The following is an 18,269-nucleotide window of genomic DNA, read 5'->3' as shown; positions in this document are numbered from 1 at the left end:
ACTTTATACTTGGTAAAAAATCATGAAAATAAATAGGCTTTTGTCCACCGCTGGGTTATTCTTTGTACTAATGACCAATCTCACTTTTTCGCAAAATAACCCTTTAAAAGACCATGTCCTTTTTTACAGTTCTTTTGACGGAAAAATAACTGCAGATATTGCCGTTGGAGATGCAAATATCTATACAGCTGAAAATTATAAAGAGGCAGCTAAGGCTACCATTGGTTTGAACGATTCTAATGTTGTTTTAGCGAAAGAAAAAGGACTTAGTGGCGATGCAATTCACTTTAAAGAGGCGAAAACTTCGGCTATTTTTTATAAGGCATATAAAAATGTAGGCTACAATAATACATCATGGAGCGGAACCATATCTTTTTGGTTACGATTAGACCCCAACAAAGAACTAGCGCCCCATTATTGCGATCCTATTTGCATTACAGATTCTAAATGGAGTGATGCAGGTTTGTGGGTAGATTTTACAGATCATAATCCGAGGCAATTTAGATATGGAGCCATGGGTGATTTGGCGGTATGGGACCCGAATAATGACAGCGATGAAGCCGATTGGGAAAAGCGCACAGTTACAGTAAATCCGTCACCATTTCAGTCTAAAACGTGGACACATGTTGCAATGGTTTTTTCCAAGGTAAATACAAAAACAAAATCTGAATTTAAATTATATATAAACGGTAAGCTTCAAGGTAAAATAAAAGATATTAATGATCCCTTTACCTGGGATCCCGAGGAAGGAAAAATCATGTTAGGCCTTGGCTACATTGGTTTTATTGATGAGCTCTCAGTTCTTGATATACCGTTAGATGCCGATGAAGTAAAGTCTATTTACGAACTTAAAAATGGCTTAAAATCGGTGTTAAATGAAGAAATAGATAATGAGAATTAAATGCTTGTATCAGTAAGGGATTCTTGTTTCGGAATTTTTAAAATAGTTTGCTGAAAAATATATTATTGTTCAAATTCGTAAAACTCCTGATAATTAAATCCGAGTTCTTTTTGAACTCTTTTTAAACTATTAATTATATAAGAGCGATGCTTAAAACCAGTAAGCGCTACAATTCTTTTTTGTGGATACAGTTCAACTAAATGGATGAGATTATTTGCCAGTGCCTCATTTCGTTGTGTACCTTCAAACCGAATCCATTTTTCAAAATAGCTTTTCAAGGATACTGAATCCCCATCAGCGCCCATAATTTTGATTTCAAACTCAGGCCTTGTTTTTACAATATCCCGTGTTTTTACATATTGATAGGCATTGACCGAATCGATAAGCCGGTCAACAAATGAATGATTGATATTGGTCAGGGTTTCTTTTTTAAAAACTTCAGTAACAGCCCAAAGATTCTCATAATGCAAGAGCATATCTGAATGCGGATTAGAAAGTTTTTCATCATCCAATAAGTCGTACATTGCTTCATATACAAATCCGGCTTCTGAATAAATGCCTATCTTTTTTCTATAATCGTTTCTACCTTCAAAACCAATAGGCCGAATCATGGTTTCGGGGTTAGACTCTAAATACTTCAAGACTGCATTATACTCATTTTCGTCATAGGTTTTTTTAAAACTGAAGTCAGTGTTAAAGACAGATGAATCAGCTTCCATGGCAATTATATCAGGCTTCACTCTTTGTAAGGCCTTATAAATAGAATCAGCATTTACATATTCTGTGGGAAAGTGAACCGTGCCAATTACAGTTACCTCAGAGGGTTTTTTTGTCTTAATTGAACATGAAAGAATAAATAGAAATACGATAAAAATTAAATTTTTCATAGGGTCGGTTTTAATAAAGACATGAAAAAAGTGCAAATGTTGCAGTTTTGAGAAATACCTTATACGTTTATTGACTTTGTAATTTCAAAAGGGGGTCTTCTCACGAGGTTATGCAACGAAGTTGTTTGCCGGCTTCATGAGCACATTTACTAACAAACAACTCGCGATTAATAAAAGCTCTTTTACTGACTTTTGATAGGGCAGGAGTATTTAGAATGGCACGAACAGTTTTACAATTTTGCCAAAAGTTCTAATTTTTCAAGAACAATAATTTTATACATGGCACTCACAGGAATTTTTTTGTTTTCAAGGAGTAAATGTGTTCTAGTAGCTTTTGTAACTCTTTCTAAATTGGTAATATATGATTTATGGGTACGTTGGAAATTTTCAGATAATAATGTGCTGATATTAATAAGGGTATCAGAAATAAGATACATTCTCGAATCCGTAAAAATTTTCAAATAATTACCAAAACTCTGAATATATAGAATTGATTTGAATGAAATATTGACAGGAATGCCGTCATGCTTTATCTGCAGATCTTCACTTCCGCTTTGCTTTTTAGAAGTAGCTAGCTTTGAAGTTGAAACTTTGTTGATGGCCTTGAGAAAACGTTCAATCTTAATAGGTTTTAATAAATAATCGACCACGCCGTAGTCATAACTTTCTAAGGCATATTCAGAATACGCCGTAGTGAGAATAACCTTGGGGGGGTGTAACATAGACCGTAATATTTCCATTCCATTCAGCTCGGGCATCTCAATATCCAGAAATATGAGATCGACTTGGCTTTGCTGCATAAAATTGATAAACTCAAGTGGATTACCTGTGCTGATGGCCAGTTCCATAGTTTCAATTTTAGAGCAATACTCTTCCAGCACCTTACGTGCTAAAATTTCGTCATCTACGATTCCAACTTTAATCATTCCTTATTCTTTACGGCCGAAACGGTTAAATCTATGGATAAGTTTACGTCATATTCAGTTTCTGCTTCCTTGATTTTCAATTCGTGAGAACCAGGATACAATAGATTTAAGCGTCTTTTTACATTCTCAAGCCCCATTCCTTTTCTTTCTGAAGCGGATACACTTCCTAAAGGCTTTGAGTTGCGCACTAAAAAATGAAGTGTCGAATTTTTCAAGGAGGCGAAAATATCAATATTGCTTTGTTCATTGGTACTTTGTGCCCCATGTTTAATGGCATTTTCAACAAAAGGAATGAGTAGCATGGGAGCAATTCTTAATGGTTTAATAGTTCCTTTAATTAAATATTCTATGTTGCATCTGCCGCTTAGCCTTTTCTCTTCAAGTAACAAATAATTTTCTATGAATTCAAGCTCTTCTTTTAAAAGGACTGTATCTTTTTTGGCACTTTCCAATTGATATCGCATGAGCTCAGAAAGCTGCATCACAAGATCGGGAGTTTCAGGCGATTGCTGTCTCGACAATGAATAAATACTATTCAATGAATTGAATAAAAAATGTGGATTCACCTGTTCTTTTAAATAGTTAAGCTCCATCTCTTTTTGTAATTTTTCCTTCTCGTCATTTTTTCTTCGAAATAGGATACTTCTTCTCAGAAAAAAAGCAGCCATTCCAGTTCCGGTGGTATAAATAAGAAAAAAGAACATTTTATAGACACCAACCCAGCTTGTTGGAGAATATCCTTTTAAATAAGAGGTTAGCAATATGGTACCTATAAGGAGCAGACCATATAAAAAGTACTTTTTTTTATCATAAAAAAGTGGGATAAGGATAAAATGATTGGCCCATATAACCGCCATAATACTTATTGCAAACCCTAACTGCCATACATAAAAGGCATAATCGCTATCATATTTATCTCTGGATATCCACCCACCTAATATTTCAAGCATGGCTACCAATAAAAAGGCACCTATATTAAGGAGTATGGTATTCTTTAAGGATTTTTTAAACATGAACTATTTGAATAGCTAATAAAGATACGATCTACAACTACAAATCTTCTGAATTTCTTACAAAAGGCTTTTATCAATGACGAAATGGTTTTGTCATTTAATTCTTGTGTTTATACAATTTCAAAAATCACACGTGAATTATGGACTATTTTTAGGAATCATTTAATTCCCTAAAGGATTTTATATTTTCAAGAATACAGCAACACTATTAAAAGAAAATGCATGAGAGCAATTAAACTAGTATTACTAACCCTGATTCTATTTACAAATTCTTCCTTTGGTCAGGAAAATGACGTAAAAGCAATTTCATCAAATGAAGAAGGAACTCCCTTGGTATTACCACAAATTCAGGTCGTCCCAATAAAAGATTCAAGGACAGCACGAAACTATGAACTTTATATAGAGTTGCCCGAAGATTATTCCGAGGATGAAAACAAAACCTATCCTGTCCTTTATTATACAGATGCTATGTGGCATCTTGAAATGCTTTCTGGCGCGGCAGAATACATGCTTGAAGATGTAATTTTAGTTGGAATTTCTTGGCAGAAGGACATAGCTGAAGATTTAAACGAACAATATGGAGCGCACGCCAGCCGATTTACCGATTATTCATTCTGGGAAAAATCCAACCCGAATCATCCCAAATTGAAATTTGGTCAAGCTAAAAATCACTTGGCCTTTATTCGCAATGAAGTCATGCAATATGTGGAAAAAAACTATCATACTGACCCAAACAGCCATAGCTATTTTGGCTACTCCTTAAGTGGGGCATTTGGTGCTTATATTTTACTGACAAAACCTGATACTTTTGATAGTTACATTCTAGGTAGTCCATTGGACAAAGGTCTCATCCCGTACTTGACTGAAATTAACTCCAAATTGGAGGCTTCCAAATCCCATAAAAACATTCCATTGCATGCTAACGTATTTATTGCCCATGGCACTTTAGAAAAAGATACGGCAGAACCTATCGACGAATTTTTAAAATTATTCGATGGTAGAAAAAATTTAAGCTTATCTGTACAAAATAAAACCTTGGAAGGTGACCACGACACCGCTTTCCCAAGAGTTGCTGTGCAAAGTGTCGCTTGGTTATCATCCATGATGAGTCCTATTTCAAGTAAAAACCCTGAGGTCTCATTCTGGGATATTCCTCATCTGAACAAACCATTTATTAGCACAACACCTGAAGATAGAAAAGATGGAATATTGGTTGATACTTTATCCGTAGATAGCAATGATATAAACGAAATCCTCAGCCTTTCCCAAGAGATATTTAGAGGGAAGTATGGAAACTATGACGCCCTGCTCATTTCACATAAAAACAAATTAGTTTTTGAATCCTATTATAAAAAAGGCCGTGTCAACTTGCCTCACGGCCAAGCATCAGCTGTGAAAGCATATACCAGCTTGGTCTTGGGTAGAGCGATTCAAATGGGTTACCTCTCCATTGAAGATTTAGACAAACCTTTGATTCGCTTTCTAAAAGATGTTAATCCTGAAAAATTGACCAAAGGCGCCGAAAAAATCACACTCCATAAAGCATTGACCATGCAAGGCGGATTGACTATAGATAGTGATAAATGGAAAGAAATTGAGTTGGATTCCCTTCGATTAAAGGGGCAAGGGTTGGTTCAGACGCTTCTTGAACAAAGTGAGCCTATAACAAATGAATCTCAAACGTATTTGTATGGCAATTTCAATCCTATGCTTGTGATGACAGTCATTGATGCCGTTGTCCCGGGAACAGCTCAAGACTTTATCAAAACTGAGCTACTTGACAAACTCGATATTACAAATTTTGAATGGTCAAATCATATTAGCGGCTTACCGGAAGCGGGGTGGCGCGTAAGTATAATGTCTCGGGATATGCTCAAATTAGGTAATCTGGTACTCAATAAAGGTAAACTAGACGGAGAGCAGCTTATTTCCGCAGCATATCTTGCCAAGGCTACTAGTGGAATTGTAAAACCCACTCAAGATTGGATGCCTAAAGACTATCGTTATGGTTATTTTTGGTATCAAACACCTGTAAAAGTTAATGATAAAAGCTATGATGCTGCATTCGCTTGGGGTGGTGGAGGACAACGCGTCATCGTGATAGAAGAACTTGATTTAACCATGGTAATTTCTGGCCATGATGGCGAAGATGATAAAATAATGAACAAAATTTCTGAAATTATTATACCTGCGTTTGTTAAGCAGTAATGCTTATAAAAACAGTAACCCTAATATTAATAAACCCGAAATTGTATCGGGTTTATTCATTACGTGAGCCGATGGCAACGGGGAGTGTACTATATGCGAAATGGAAGTAATTCGTCGCCATCATAAATTTTCAAAAGTCGCCAGGGGAATTTCATCTTTAGGACTCTTATTAAGCCTATTGTAATACCCAAAAATGCGCCCTTTTAAAACCTTTTCACTTGTGAGGTGTACATATAGAAGACCAAACGAGGTCGCTAGTGCATAATCATTTGCACTTCCTAAATACAAGATAGGATTATCCTGTAAATATCCAGTACTATTGGTTTTTAGTAACCCAATTTCAGAATTAAAGCTAAATGTCCCCTCATAAGTTTCTTGTTTTTTTGAGGAGTTTAAGGTCAATACTATCCTTTCATTAACCAAATTGATAGCGGATGCTTCTTTGGTGTTATTTCGAATAGCCTGGGCAAAAAGATGAGCGGTTTCCTCTATAAGTACAGGACAATCTGCATTGAGCATTATACTAATGCTCATATTCTCTTTGGGATAGTACACAAGTACCGTTCTAGCACCACGCCAGCTACCTGCGTGCTCAATTACTACATTATCAAAAGGGTCTATGGAGGAACGCCAAGATATGCCAACTCTGGTTTTTGAGCCATTTTTTAACTGATTGCTTTTGAACATTTCCTCAGTGATACCTTTCGTAATCATACCATTCAAATACGCGTCCATCATCGTAACCAAATCGGTTGGTGTAGTTCTAAATCCTGCCCCAGGTACTTTATAGCTGGCATTGGTAAGCTTATCTATACCTACTTTTCCATTTTTGATTGCATACAATTGGGCGTCTTTTTTAGTAAGAGAATTTATATGCTCGACAAAAGTATTAGTCATCCCCAAAGGCTTAAAAACGGCTTCATTCATGTAATCAAAATAGGTCATACCTGAGGCTCCTTCTATAACGGCACCGAGCAGGTTATAGGCATGTGTTGAATATTTGTATTCCGTGTCTGGTTCAAATAGGAGCGGGGCTTTCATTAACAATACCGTTTCTTGCAAGTTGTTGTATTGCTTCTTTTTAAATCGTTCACCCTTTGGTCTATGCTTCATTCCAGAGGTATGACCAGCTAATTGGCGCGTAGTTAAATCAGCATAAATTTTGGGAATATAGGGAACATACTTTTTTATAGGTGCATCAAAATCAAGCTTCCCTTCCGTTGCTAAAATGCCCAATGCGGTTGCGGTTATTACTTTGGCCACTGATGCGGTTCTTAGTAGAATATTAGGTTCCATCAGTATTCGCTCCTCAACATTGGCATACCCAAATCCCTCGGCGTAGATGGTTTTTCCATCTTTACGTACGGCAATGGAAATTCCGGGTGCCTTTGTTTGCTGTAAAAATACCTTGGCCAGTTTTTCAAGCTCAGCCCGTTTGGAATCAGGTTTTACCTCTTGCGCTGTACTATTCAAACGGCCTTGAAAAAACAAAAGAATTAGTGGAACTATTATTTTATAATACATGGTAATTCATTTATAATGCAATTGTTATTTTGCTCCTTTACTGATTAGATATCCTACAACTTCTTCATGACCTGCACTCTTGGCCATTTTAATTGCATTTCTCCTTTCGGAAAGAATGGAATAACTATCTCGAACGGTTTTATTAATGTCTGCCCCTTTTTCAACAAGGAATGTAACCACATCTAAATGTCCATTCCATGCAGCCCCAATAAGAGGAGTTTCATCTCCTGGCACATGTACATTCACATCGGCACCGGAATCAACAAGAAAACGTACCACATCCAAATGGCCATATTTAGCGGCCATGATGAGCGGATTTCCATCTCGATCGCTAGACTTTTCGACATCTGCACCAAGGGACACTAAGGCTTTTACCATCGTCATATTACCACGTGCAGCTGCGTGTATCAAGGCTGTACCGTCACCAACGGTTTCTTTATCGATATCCCCTGAATGGGCCAATAACAGGTTTAAAATCTCGAGCTGATCATATTTTCCTGCCATCATGATGGCATTTCCATCACCCTCAACTTCTGCATTAGGGTCTGCACCTAATTCCAAAAGCAATGCAATAATTGCTTTATTGCCTCCACTAACCGCTGACATCAAGGGAGTACCATCTCCATCTACTTTTCGATTCACTTTTGCTCCTTTTTCTATGAGGTATTTTGAGAAGTTATAATCTCCCCGTTGTGCCGCAATCATTAGCGCACTAGCATCCCTTTTATAGCGATAGCTAGCTTTTGCACCTTTTTCAAATAGCAATTTTCCAATTTCCAAATTACCGTTTGACGCGGCCATTCCCAGTGGTGTTCTTGGTTGTATTTGACCATCGTAAGCGCAATTGGGGTTTACGGTTTTAAGCAAGCTTTTCACTTGCTCATAATTTTCGTTTTGTACACTTACTAAGAGGTCTTTGCATTTTTGTGCCCGAAGGCTGCTAGTAACTGCTAGCAATGAGATGATTGTTACAAATAAAGTTTTCATGATTGTTCGTTTTATGATTATGAGACAAATGTAACAGGGGGTTCAACTCCTTTATTTAAAAATCGACCAAGGCGCCAAACCGACCTCTAAAAAGTTGATTCTGTCCCACCAAGCATTTGGTCATTAGAAAACCCTTTTCCAGGTGTGAGAAGCATGCGTTCATAGATTTCTATTCATGCAAGTAGCTTAAATACTTACTTTTATAGGGTATGAAAAAACAATCACTCTTAGATAAGGTCTTTCAAAAAAGATGGCTTCAACATTTGCTGTTTTGGGCAGGCCTTAGCTGTTTATTCACAGTCATGGCTGCCTTAAACACAGGTACTATAAGACCACATCTTATTACCAATTTGGCATTTTTACCTGCCCAAATACTGGCAGCCTATGTGTTCAACTATTACCAGTTGCCCCAATTATTATACAAAAAGAAGTATCTTTTTTTCGGGCTATCGTTATTAGTTTCTATTTATGTATTTTCTGCATTAGGTAGAATAAGTATTGTACATATCGTAGAGCCCTTTATTCGAACAGATTTTGTTCAAGAATCGATAACGGAAATTCTATCGGATACGGGCTATTTGTTTTCAGTCTATTTCACTTCTACCTATATATGCGCATTCATTATGATGTTGATAAAAGCGGTAAAAACGCGCTTTGAAGAAAAGCAACGGGTAGAACTGCTTCAACAGGAAAAGGTAAAAAATGAACTCAGGTTTTTAAAGGGGCAAATACAACCCCATTTTTTATTCAATACCTTGAATAATCTATATGCTCTAACGCTTTCAAAGTCAGATTTGGCTCCTGTAGTAGTGCTAAAGCTATCGGACTTATTAGATTTTATATTGTATCAAAGTAATCAATCTTCGATACCTATTTCTAAGGAAATTGAATTAATACAGGGGTTTATTGAATTGGAAACCCTTCGCTATGGTGACAAAATAACTATTGACTTTGCCTACAATACCCCCGATACCGATATACAAATACCACCTTTGCTGCTATTGCCCTTGGTTGAAAATGCCTTTAAACATGGCGTAAGTGGAAGTATGGAAAAAGCACGTATAAAAATTGATTTAAAAGCAACTTCAAACCTGCTAAGTTTTGAAATATTTAATACCAAGACGGCAAATGTAGCTCCTAAAATACAAGAGGGGAAGGGTATTGGAACGGTTAATTTAAGACGTCAATTGGCACTGGCCTACCCGGATAATCATACTTTGGACATTGAGGAAACAAAAAAAAGCTATTGCGTACGTTTGTCGGTTAATTTAAATACAGAACTAAATGATTAGATGCCTTATCATCGATGATGAGCCTTTGGCTATAGAAGTATTGAAAATGCACCTTGCGCAACTATCGGAAATGCATGTAGTCGGCAGCTTCGCCAACCCTGTGGAGTCTTTGGAAACCATAAGAAACGAGAAAATAGACCTCATTTTTTTAGATATTGAAATGCCCGTATTATCAGGAATTGACTTTGTGAAGAACATTGCCCTTGCGCCCAAGGTAATTTTCACAACGGCCTATCGAAACTATGCTATTGAAAGTTACGAATTAGATGTTGTTGATTATCTATTAAAGCCGATAGCATTCAGCCGTTTCCTTAAAGCCATCAACAAGTATAAAACTATGGTGCAGCTACCAATTACAGCAAACAATGATCCTGAAGAAATTCCTCGTGACAATCATATCTACGTAAACGCCAATAAAAAGTTTATAAAACTTGAATTTGACGATATCACGTATGTGGAAAGTATGAAAGATTATGTCCAAATTCATGCTACTAATAAGAGTGTAGTAACTAAAGAAGCTATCACCAGTTTTGCGGCGAAGTTACCTGCTGAATTTTTACGCATACATCGCTCCTTTATCGTTAATACCAAAAAAGTGACCGCATTTACAAAAGTAGATGTAGAAATCAACGATAGGGAATTACCAATTGGCTCCAGTTATAAAGAGACTGTAATGGGTTTTTTAAAAAATGAGTAATGTTCGTAAGGAGACAATAAATCACTTTTTAGGCTAGGAATTGACCTAAATTAGAAATAACTTATTGTTATTTGATACCTGCCGACAGGCAGGTTGGTGTGTGGAATGGATTAAAATACAATAAATCGTTATAAAATTATTGCAATTGTTTGTTAGTTGTTTTAAATTTAACAACAGCTCGAAAGGAGCTAATGCTATAATTTTTAACCATTAACACTTTATTTATTATGAAGAACACATTAAAAAGATCCCTAAGGCTAATTGGTTATGGGTTTGTTTTCAGCAGTTTGCTTTTAACATCTTGTTCCGAGGAGACCTTGCCTGACGAAACTGTTGCAGTGCCTAGTTCACAAGAACTTACCATTGCCTTAAAAACTCCTTCTCCAGACCCAATTATAATTGATGATTTAGGTACAGACGCACTTAAAACTACCCAAGCACCTGGTGTTGACCGTGGACGGTTCAACATAACTTTGAGTTATTTATTACCGCCAACACCAAGACAGGTAGAGGTATTTGAAGCGGCGGCAGCGCGATGGGAAAGAATTATCATTAAAGACGAACCATCATTTACTGGTACGCTTCCTTCAGCTTTTGAGGGCTTTCCTCCCTTAGTGGACGAAGGAGTAGTAGATGACATTATTATTGAAGTTGCATTGGCTCCGATTGATGGTCCTGGTAATATTCTCGGTCAAGCAGGACCAAGATTTGTGCGAACTGATGATTTTCTAACATTGTCTGGAATTATGTTCTTTGATGTCGCAGACCTGGACTTCTTAGAAGAGCTGGATTTATTCGAGGAAGTAATTGTTCATGAAATGGGTCATGTATTAGGTGTGGGTACACTATGGAATATTAATGCTCCAGATTTTAATTTCTCAAGAAATCTCCTCGCTGGTACTTTTGAACAACCATACTTTGCAGGTAGAAAAGCAAATGTTTTCTGGAACGCCGAAGGCGGTACTCTAGAATTGCCCATTGAAGGTGATTTTGGTCCCGGAACAAGATTTGGTCACTGGGATGAAGCAGCTTTAAATAATGAATTAATGACAGGTTTCTTGAACTTGGGTGAAAATCCTCTAAGTAGAATCACGGCAGGTTCGATGAAAGATTTAGGTTATGGTTCAGCCTCGGTTGGAGAATCTTATGATTTACCTAAAGGAACACCTGGTGTAGCCGCTAAATCTTCAAACTCCGAAGAAGGTCTTCATATTGCTGGTATGGAAGAATTACTTCAGCCTGTAGGTTTCGTAAATATGAAGAAGAAAAAATAAGAAAGGTTCTAAACTACTTGATTGTTAAAAAACCCATTCAAGTATTAAAAAGTAACAAAAAAGAGCTTGTAGCAACTATTGATAGGTTGCTTTACAGGCTCTTTTTTAATTTGTAATTTGTTCAGATTACTTATAGCTTATTCCTATTTGATATCAGCAGACAGGCAGGTGCATGGAATGGGATTATTAATAAACATTTTAGAATATTGGACTAATAAGTTTTATATTTCGAATAAAATTGAAATTTGAATTTTGAAAATCAGATATTATTCTTTTTTAGTGCTTTAGGCGTCTTTAATGGTCTTTTTCTGAGTATATATTTTGCTATTATAGTAAAAAATAAAAGTAAGGCTACTTACTTTTTGGCCGCTCTGCTGTTCGTCATCAGCGTGCGTGTCATGAAATCTGTTTTCCTCACATTTTATAGTGAAACATCGTCATTTTTTATTCAGGTTGGCTTAACCGCGTGCTTCCTAATTGGTCCTTTTCTATACCTCTACATTAGAAGTGCAACAAAACCAAAGAGTGTTGGCAAATGGAAATGGCTAATTCACATTCTGCCCGTTACCCTCTTTATGATTGTGACAGGAATTTTATATCCTTATCTTGATTATTGGTATTTATGGCAGCTTAAATCGGGAGGGTTCCTTGGCTGGATGCTACTTTCCCAATGGACCGTTTACCTTTTTATTAGCATTTATCAAGCTAGGTTTTCTATTTTAAAATTATTTTCCAAGATTGAAAAACCAAGTAATCTTGATTATTGGATCACAAATATTCTTTCAGGCTGTTTTTTAATTTGGTTGGCCTATAATACCAACAAATACACGTCCTATATTGTAGGAGCGCTGACCTTTTCGTTCACCTTTTATGTGAGTCTCATGGTTTGGTTTTTTAAGCGACGACAGCATGGTTTATCTTTTCTTTCATCATCACTTAAATATCAAAACAAAAAGATAAGCAATACCGAAATAGAACTGCTTCGCGAAAGGCTTCCCATCCTATTTATACAAGAAGAGATACATCTTAATTCAGATCTAAAATTGACAGATGTGGCCAAGCAACTTCAAACCAAACGACATACCCTGTCTCAATATCTAAATGAAACCATGGGTCAGAACTTTTCGGACTATGTAAATGGTTATAGGGTTAAGTCCGCTATGGAGATGTTGCGATCAAACGACCTTTTAACCATAAAGGGTATCGGAAACGCATGTGGTTTTAAATCAAATACCTCATTTTATGCCGCGTTTAAAAAGCATATGGCAATGACCCCTGCAGAATTTAAAAAATCAATATAATCCTGATATTTAATCCAGAATTATAAATCTGAACTTCTTTACAGCTTAGTTCGTATCATTTTTTACTCGATTAGAATAGTTTAGCAGAAGACTAAATCTTAAATGCTATAAAAATGAAAAAACTATTCTTAGTTGTTGGTGTATTATTTGGGCAGTTGATATTTCCTCAAAGTGAAATGAAAGTGCCAAGTTTTGAAGAGGTACTTTCTTTGCCTGTACCTAGCAATCCACAAATTTCTCCAAAAGGCGAGCATATACTTTTTCAACTAAGAACTACAGATTGGGAAGCCAACAAATATGATACTGAAATATGGTTGTCAAAAAATGGTGAAAAGGCGTTTCCCTTGACCCATAATCCTGAATCGAGTAGCCATTCTCCAAAGTGGTCTCCAGATGGAAAATGGATAGCTTTCATATCGAATAGGGGAAATGGTAATCAAATACAGGTGATTCGTTTAGGCGGCGGGGAGTCATTTCCGGCAACGAATATCGACGGAGGGATAAATAGTTTTGAATGGTCTCCAAACGGCCAACAATTCACTATTTCTATGAACCAAAAAGATTCAAAGGAAGATATTGCGTTGAATGAACGTTTTGGGGATTATGAAATAGATGATAAAACCCCCAAGCACTCATGGTTATATACCATTGATTTCAAACCAGAACATATCAATGCTATCCAACACCCTTGCAACCAAGAAAATGATTGTATTCAATGGCCAAAACCTATTGCCTTGTTAGATAGTGTTGATTTCTCAATTGGTGCTTTTAAGTGGTCTCCCGATGGATCGAAAATTGTTTTTGACAAACAACCGAATAACCTGACCAATTCCTATTTACAATCAGATATTGGCATTTTGGATGCAAAAACAAAGAATTGGAATGTATTGGTAAAAAATTCAAGTTTTGATTTCCTTATTGATTGGTCACCAGATGGCAAATCTATTGTTTACGTAACTGCACTTGATAATAATAACAGTACGAATTATAAAAACAATCATTTTTACACTATCGATCTTGATTCAAAGAACAAGCAGGAATTGGCGAAAGACTTTGACGAAGAGTTGAAAGACTTGGTTTGGACTAAAAATGGTATTTATGCCATGGCGTACCAAAAGACCAAGATTGAGTTGTTTTTAATAGACCCTTCTGATGGAACCATCAAATTGCTTAAGGGCTCCCCAAATACCATACATAGTTTTTCAATTGCCCGTGATGGATCTACAATCGCCTTTCTTGGAAACACAAAAGACAATTTAAAAGAAATATATACTTCCGCTTTAAGCCAATATGCCCCAAGAAAGATTACGGATTTCACAGCTAGAATTTCAAATTGGAAGGTAGCACAAAGCGAAGTGATACGCTGGAAAAGTTCAGATGGCACTATGATCGAGGGAATCTTGCATAAACCCAAAGATTATGATGCAACTAAGAAATATCCATTATTGGTAAATGTACATGGCGGACCTACCGCGGCGGACCGTCCGACACCTATTCCTGTTTTCTATCCTGTACTGCAATGGCTTGACAAAGGGGCTTTGGTACTAAGGCCTAATTATCGGGGCTCTGGCGGTTATGGAGAAAAGTTCAGGTCCCTAAATGTTGAGAACATGGGCTTGGGGGCAGTTGATGATATTCTGTCTGGTATAGATTATTTAGATAGTTTGGGGATCATCAATACCGAAAAAATGGGTAGTATGGGTTGGAGTCATGGTGGATATATCTCTGCTCTTTTAGCGACCACAACTAATCGATTCAAGGCCATTTCGGTAGGCGCAGGAATTTCGAATTGGGCAACTTATTATGTTGCTACTGACCTGCACCCTTTCACCAGACAATATTTAAAGGCAACACCATGGAACAATCCCGAAATATATGCTAAGACTTCGCCAATAACCTATATCAATCAGGCGACTACCCCAACTTTAATTCAACATGGTGAATACGACCAAAGAGTTCCCATTGAAAATGCCTATGAATTATTGCAAGGGCTACGTGATCGAGACGTTGATACGGAATTGATCGTATATAACGGAGTGGGGCATACAATTTATAAACCCAAAGTACGATTGGCGGGAGTATGGCATAATTGGCAATGGTTTGGAAAATATATCTTTGGTGAAGATATTCAAATACCCGTGGAATAATTTTCATTTAAAAACAGTATAAACGAAAAACTCTTGTCATGATAGCTGAACTAAAAATTCTGAATAAAAAGATACTAGTATTTGGTGTGATATTAATTCTAATCAGTTCTTGCCAATCATCTGATGGGCGTGAAGTAGGATGGCAGATGGTTTTTCATAATGATGCAAACGGACAAGCAATTTATGGAGATAAATCAAAACTAGTTGACGCCGTCAGATTAGGATATCCTGTTAGAATTGGTTGGGGAGGAAATAGCGTTGAACACATTGCAAACGTTGAATTCTTAACTATTTTTCAAGGTGAAGAAGTTTTTGCACAGATCAATACTATAATTGGGCAAGCCCCACAAATCGATGGTGATTCCCTTAAAATGAGGTTTAGAACTCAAAACCATTGGACTAAAATTGCAGGAACAAACGGATATTCAACCGGTTTAATGACAGATTACTTTAAAGATACCATAGTAGGAGGAGGCACCGATAGATATTCATCTACCGCCTGGTATGTCTTATACCCAAATAATCATGTAGAACAAAAGGCGCGTCCATTATGGCGAAAAGAATCTCCTAATTGGGAAAAATGGCGTAAGAAAAACGAATAATCGTATAGATATAATCGTTGTATTATTATCCGCCAAGGGCGGACATGTTGTACCGCGTGATTTTATTTGCAAACTACAAGTGGTCTTTTTATTCTGAGAGTTCTAAGTCAACGTATTGCTTTCGGGCAAAACCTTAGCATAGTCTAGGAATTCGCTGAAATTACTTATAACTTATCGCTATTTGATATAACGTCAAATTATGTTTCTTTTTTGAAACATAATTTATATTATGTAAAATAGAATATTTCAAAACCCCTACTTTAAGTGCTCACGCTTCATCTCGCCGCCTTTATAAATCATCCACAGGATAATTCATAAAGCTCGCGTATGTAAAATAGAATAAGTAAAACCCCTCTACCTTTAAGGCCAACGCCCCATCTCGCCGCCTTTTGTATCATCCACAGGATAATCCAAAAGTTCGCGTATGTAAAATAGAATATTTTGCAACCCTAACCTATTCGAAGCATTTACTACTCTTCTTGCCTATTGCTTAATCATCACATGATAATGCATTGAGCAATCATCCGGCTCATTTTACTGAGGTATATTTATTCTCCAGTCATGTTCCATAACCAAATTATTCAACAAAACTATCTGTCTTTCTATAACATGCGCCAAATCATGAAATATAATCTCGCCTTTGCTTTTCGGATTGTTTGCTTGTCCCTTAAAAACAGCATCTAGGAGTTCCTCCTCATTTAAGAAACGAGCATTGCCCAAATCAATTGATTTTATGTTGTCAAGACTCTCAGGAGCCACTACTTGTTTAAGGTGAACAGAAGATAGATTTACGTATTCTAGCTGGTCTTGTTGGCTTATATCCAATTCATCAATGTAATTGGCGTAGAGATTCAAATACTCGATTTCAGGGTTATTACTGATATTGAGTTCCGTCAGCGTATTGTTGGTTATGGATAGATTCTTCAAGTTAACATTTGTGCTTAGATCTACTTGTTCCAAATTATTCAATTGTAAGGTTAAGGTTGTAAGTTTTGGATTTGTAGCCAAGTCAAGGCTGGTAAAATCATGCCCTCTTATGGTCAAAGAGGTCAATTCGGGGAACAAGCCCAAGTCTAGATTTTCAATAGTACCGGTAATTCCAAGGGCTCTTAAATTTATCAGCGTTGATAAGCCCTTAACCATGGTGTTGTAATTGCCAGTAATATTTAAATACTCCAACTGGGCATTTTTGGATAAATCGATGGAGTTCAAAGAACCGAATCGTAGGCTTAATTCCTTTAGGTTTGGGTATTGTTCTATAATCGAATCGACATAAGGCATATCACTATCCCCTAAACTTAGAGCATTCAAGTTGGGCAGATTTTCCAACTCAAGTGTCTGAATTCTATCTCCTTTACCGTTTCCAGTATATTGCAATTCCAAGCCAGTCACCTCTTCTCCCTTTGTGGTGCGGAGCGTTATTGTATATTCTCCTGAAGCAGCATAGTTATGTGAAACGGGGTCCCATCCAGTTCGATATTCAGCAGGAGCTTCGCCCACTTCTTCCGTCCCATCGCCCCAATCGATATGGTATAGGGACTCATAACCTTGAAATACAATCAAATCGATTCTTCTATTTCGCAAGTTCGGACCAATTTCGGATTTCACCTTAAAAGTTGCTATTTTTTGATTTTTATAATGCTCAAATTGTAATAAAAAGGGTGACTCTGAAGTATAATTTTGCAAAGCTTCTTTGGTAGCGAATAATTTTATTCTTCCCAGATTAGGATCATCTACTTCGAATGTATAGTTTCCTGCATCGGTTAGATTCAATTCTATTTCTATAGTTTCACCATAATTTAGAGCACTGTGCGTTTTAGGACCTCTTGAGTTCGTGATGATTAAATCTCCACTTCCGGAAGCCCCTGTTGGACTAACAATTTTAATAGGAAGTATTTGTGTAGCAGTACTTTGAGGATTTGTTTCGTCCTTTTCACAGGAAAAAGACAACAATACAACTGCAAAGAATAAAACAATTTTGATGGGCTGAAAACGGTAGGTCATTTGGTTAGGTTTTGAATAGTACCTAACGCTAGAATACTGGAATTAGTGCCTTTAAAACCATCAGAAGATAAACCAACCATCAATTCAAAACAGCCTACCTCTCCCCTTGTCAGCAAGAAAGATTGCGCAATGTATGGATACACCAATTTATGTCTTTATATGGATATTCCGAAAAACCTTATGGGTAAATTTATACGCTAAGCTTTAGAGCTCTTTGTGCTGGCATTTCTTTTTGTCGAATGATTTTGTGGAATTTTGCTCTAAATCCTTGGCTACGGTGCAAACTTTAGTATCTGTTTCCAAGAATTCATCTTCTGGCCTATTATCCCCAAAGGAAACAAAAATGCCAAAAATACCTGCAAGCCAGAGACTATAAAAAACGATGAAGTTGCGGTGTTTTTTCATACGATACCTATACAACTTCAAGTTACATCGATTTCTTATATCAAAACTCTTAAGGTTTACCCAAAGTTTCTTAAAACTTTATAAAAAAACCTTGGGTACAA

The 18,269-nt window shown here is 36.7% G+C and carries 15 protein-coding genes; 8 read left to right on the top strand and 7 right to left on the bottom strand.

What is annotated here, in order from left to right; all coding sequences use genetic code 11:
- Positions 1–22 precede the first annotated feature (22 nt).
- Positions 23–901: a LamG-like jellyroll fold domain-containing protein gene (locus FEE95_RS12485; RefSeq protein WP_138658278.1), complete on the top strand. Its 879-nt coding sequence runs from the start codon at positions 23–25 to the stop codon at positions 899–901.
- Between the two features lie 62 nt (positions 902–963).
- On the opposite strand, the gene FEE95_RS12480 is transcribed toward FEE95_RS12485, so the two are convergent.
- From FEE95_RS12480 to FEE95_RS12470, 3 genes are all read right to left on the bottom strand, one after another.
- The gene (locus tag FEE95_RS12480) at positions 964–1,788 is read right to left on the bottom strand and encodes a hypothetical protein (protein WP_138658277.1); all 825 of its coding nucleotides are present in this window, start codon (positions 1,786–1,788) and stop codon (positions 964–966) included.
- A 230-nt stretch (positions 1,789–2,018) separates the two neighbouring features.
- Positions 2,019–2,714: a LytR/AlgR family response regulator transcription factor gene (locus FEE95_RS12475; RefSeq protein WP_138658276.1), complete on the bottom strand. Its 696-nt coding sequence runs from the start codon at positions 2,712–2,714 to the stop codon at positions 2,019–2,021.
- Positions 2,711–3,727, bottom strand: coding sequence for a sensor histidine kinase (locus FEE95_RS12470; protein ID WP_138658275.1), 1,017 nt, complete (start codon positions 3,725–3,727; stop codon positions 2,711–2,713). The genes FEE95_RS12475 and FEE95_RS12470 overlap by 4 nt, the downstream gene beginning before the upstream one ends.
- Positions 3,728–3,949: 222 nt before the next feature.
- Here FEE95_RS12470 and FEE95_RS12465 point away from each other — a divergent pair, with 222 nt between their 5' ends.
- The gene (locus FEE95_RS12465) at positions 3,950–5,935 is read left to right on the top strand and encodes a serine hydrolase (RefSeq protein WP_138658274.1); all 1,986 of its coding nucleotides are present in this window, start codon (positions 3,950–3,952) and stop codon (positions 5,933–5,935) included.
- Between the two features lie 120 nt (positions 5,936–6,055).
- Here FEE95_RS12465 and FEE95_RS12460 read toward each other — a convergent pair whose 3' ends face one another.
- Together FEE95_RS12460 and FEE95_RS12455 are read right to left on the bottom strand one after the other, a co-directional pair.
- Positions 6,056–7,459: a serine hydrolase domain-containing protein gene (locus FEE95_RS12460; protein ID WP_138658273.1), complete on the bottom strand. Its 1,404-nt coding sequence runs from the start codon at positions 7,457–7,459 to the stop codon at positions 6,056–6,058.
- 24 nt (positions 7,460–7,483) lie between these two features.
- Positions 7,484–8,446 (bottom strand): ankyrin repeat domain-containing protein, encoded by a 963-nt coding sequence (locus tag FEE95_RS12455; protein ID WP_138658272.1) that lies wholly within the window; start codon positions 8,444–8,446, stop codon positions 7,484–7,486.
- 209 nt (positions 8,447–8,655) lie between these two features.
- On the opposite strand from FEE95_RS12455, the gene FEE95_RS12450 reads away from it, so the two are divergent.
- The 6 genes from FEE95_RS12450 to FEE95_RS12425 all read left to right on the top strand — a co-directional run bounded on the left by FEE95_RS12450 (position 8,656) and on the right by FEE95_RS12425 (position 15,759).
- A complete protein-coding gene (locus FEE95_RS12450) occupies positions 8,656–9,738 on the top strand; it encodes a sensor histidine kinase (protein ID WP_138658271.1) in 1,083 nt (360 codons plus the stop codon).
- Entirely contained in the window at positions 9,731–10,435 is a 705-nt protein-coding gene (locus FEE95_RS12445; RefSeq protein WP_138658270.1) for a LytR/AlgR family response regulator transcription factor, read from the top strand. The genes FEE95_RS12450 and FEE95_RS12445 overlap by 8 nt, the downstream gene beginning before the upstream one ends.
- Before the next feature lie 227 nt (positions 10,436–10,662).
- Positions 10,663–11,709, top strand: a complete 1,047-nt coding sequence (locus FEE95_RS12440; RefSeq protein ID WP_138658269.1) for a leishmanolysin-related zinc metalloendopeptidase — start codon at positions 10,663–10,665, stop codon at positions 11,707–11,709.
- 398 nt (positions 11,710–12,107) lie between these two features.
- Complete coding sequence (locus FEE95_RS12435) at positions 12,108–13,010, top strand: helix-turn-helix domain-containing protein (protein ID WP_138658268.1); 903 nt, start codon at positions 12,108–12,110, stop codon at positions 13,008–13,010.
- Positions 13,011–13,123: 113 nt separating this feature from the next.
- A complete protein-coding gene (locus FEE95_RS12430) occupies positions 13,124–15,157 on the top strand; it encodes a S9 family peptidase (RefSeq protein ID WP_138658267.1) in 2,034 nt (677 codons plus the stop codon).
- 38 nt (positions 15,158–15,195) lie between these two features.
- Positions 15,196–15,759: a hypothetical protein gene (locus FEE95_RS12425; RefSeq protein WP_138658266.1), complete on the top strand. Its 564-nt coding sequence runs from the start codon at positions 15,196–15,198 to the stop codon at positions 15,757–15,759.
- Between the two features lie 534 nt (positions 15,760–16,293).
- Here FEE95_RS12425 and FEE95_RS12420 read toward each other — a convergent pair.
- Positions 16,294–17,763 carry a hypothetical protein gene (locus FEE95_RS12420; protein WP_138658265.1) on the bottom strand — a complete coding sequence of 490 codons (1,470 nt, stop codon included), beginning with the start codon at positions 17,761–17,763 and terminating at the stop codon, positions 16,294–16,296.
- Between the two features lie 204 nt (positions 17,764–17,967).
- Positions 17,968–18,168, bottom strand: a complete 201-nt coding sequence (locus FEE95_RS12415; RefSeq protein ID WP_138658264.1) for a hypothetical protein — start codon at positions 18,166–18,168, stop codon at positions 17,968–17,970.
- Positions 18,169–18,269 lie beyond the last annotated feature (101 nt).

The organism is Maribacter algarum (ex Zhang et al. 2020), assembly GCF_005885635.1.
Lineage (GTDB): Bacteria > Bacteroidota > Bacteroidia > Flavobacteriales > Flavobacteriaceae > Maribacter_C > Maribacter_C algarum.
Note: the sequence above shows the minus strand (reverse complement) of the source record. Positions and strands in the feature narration are given on the sequence as shown.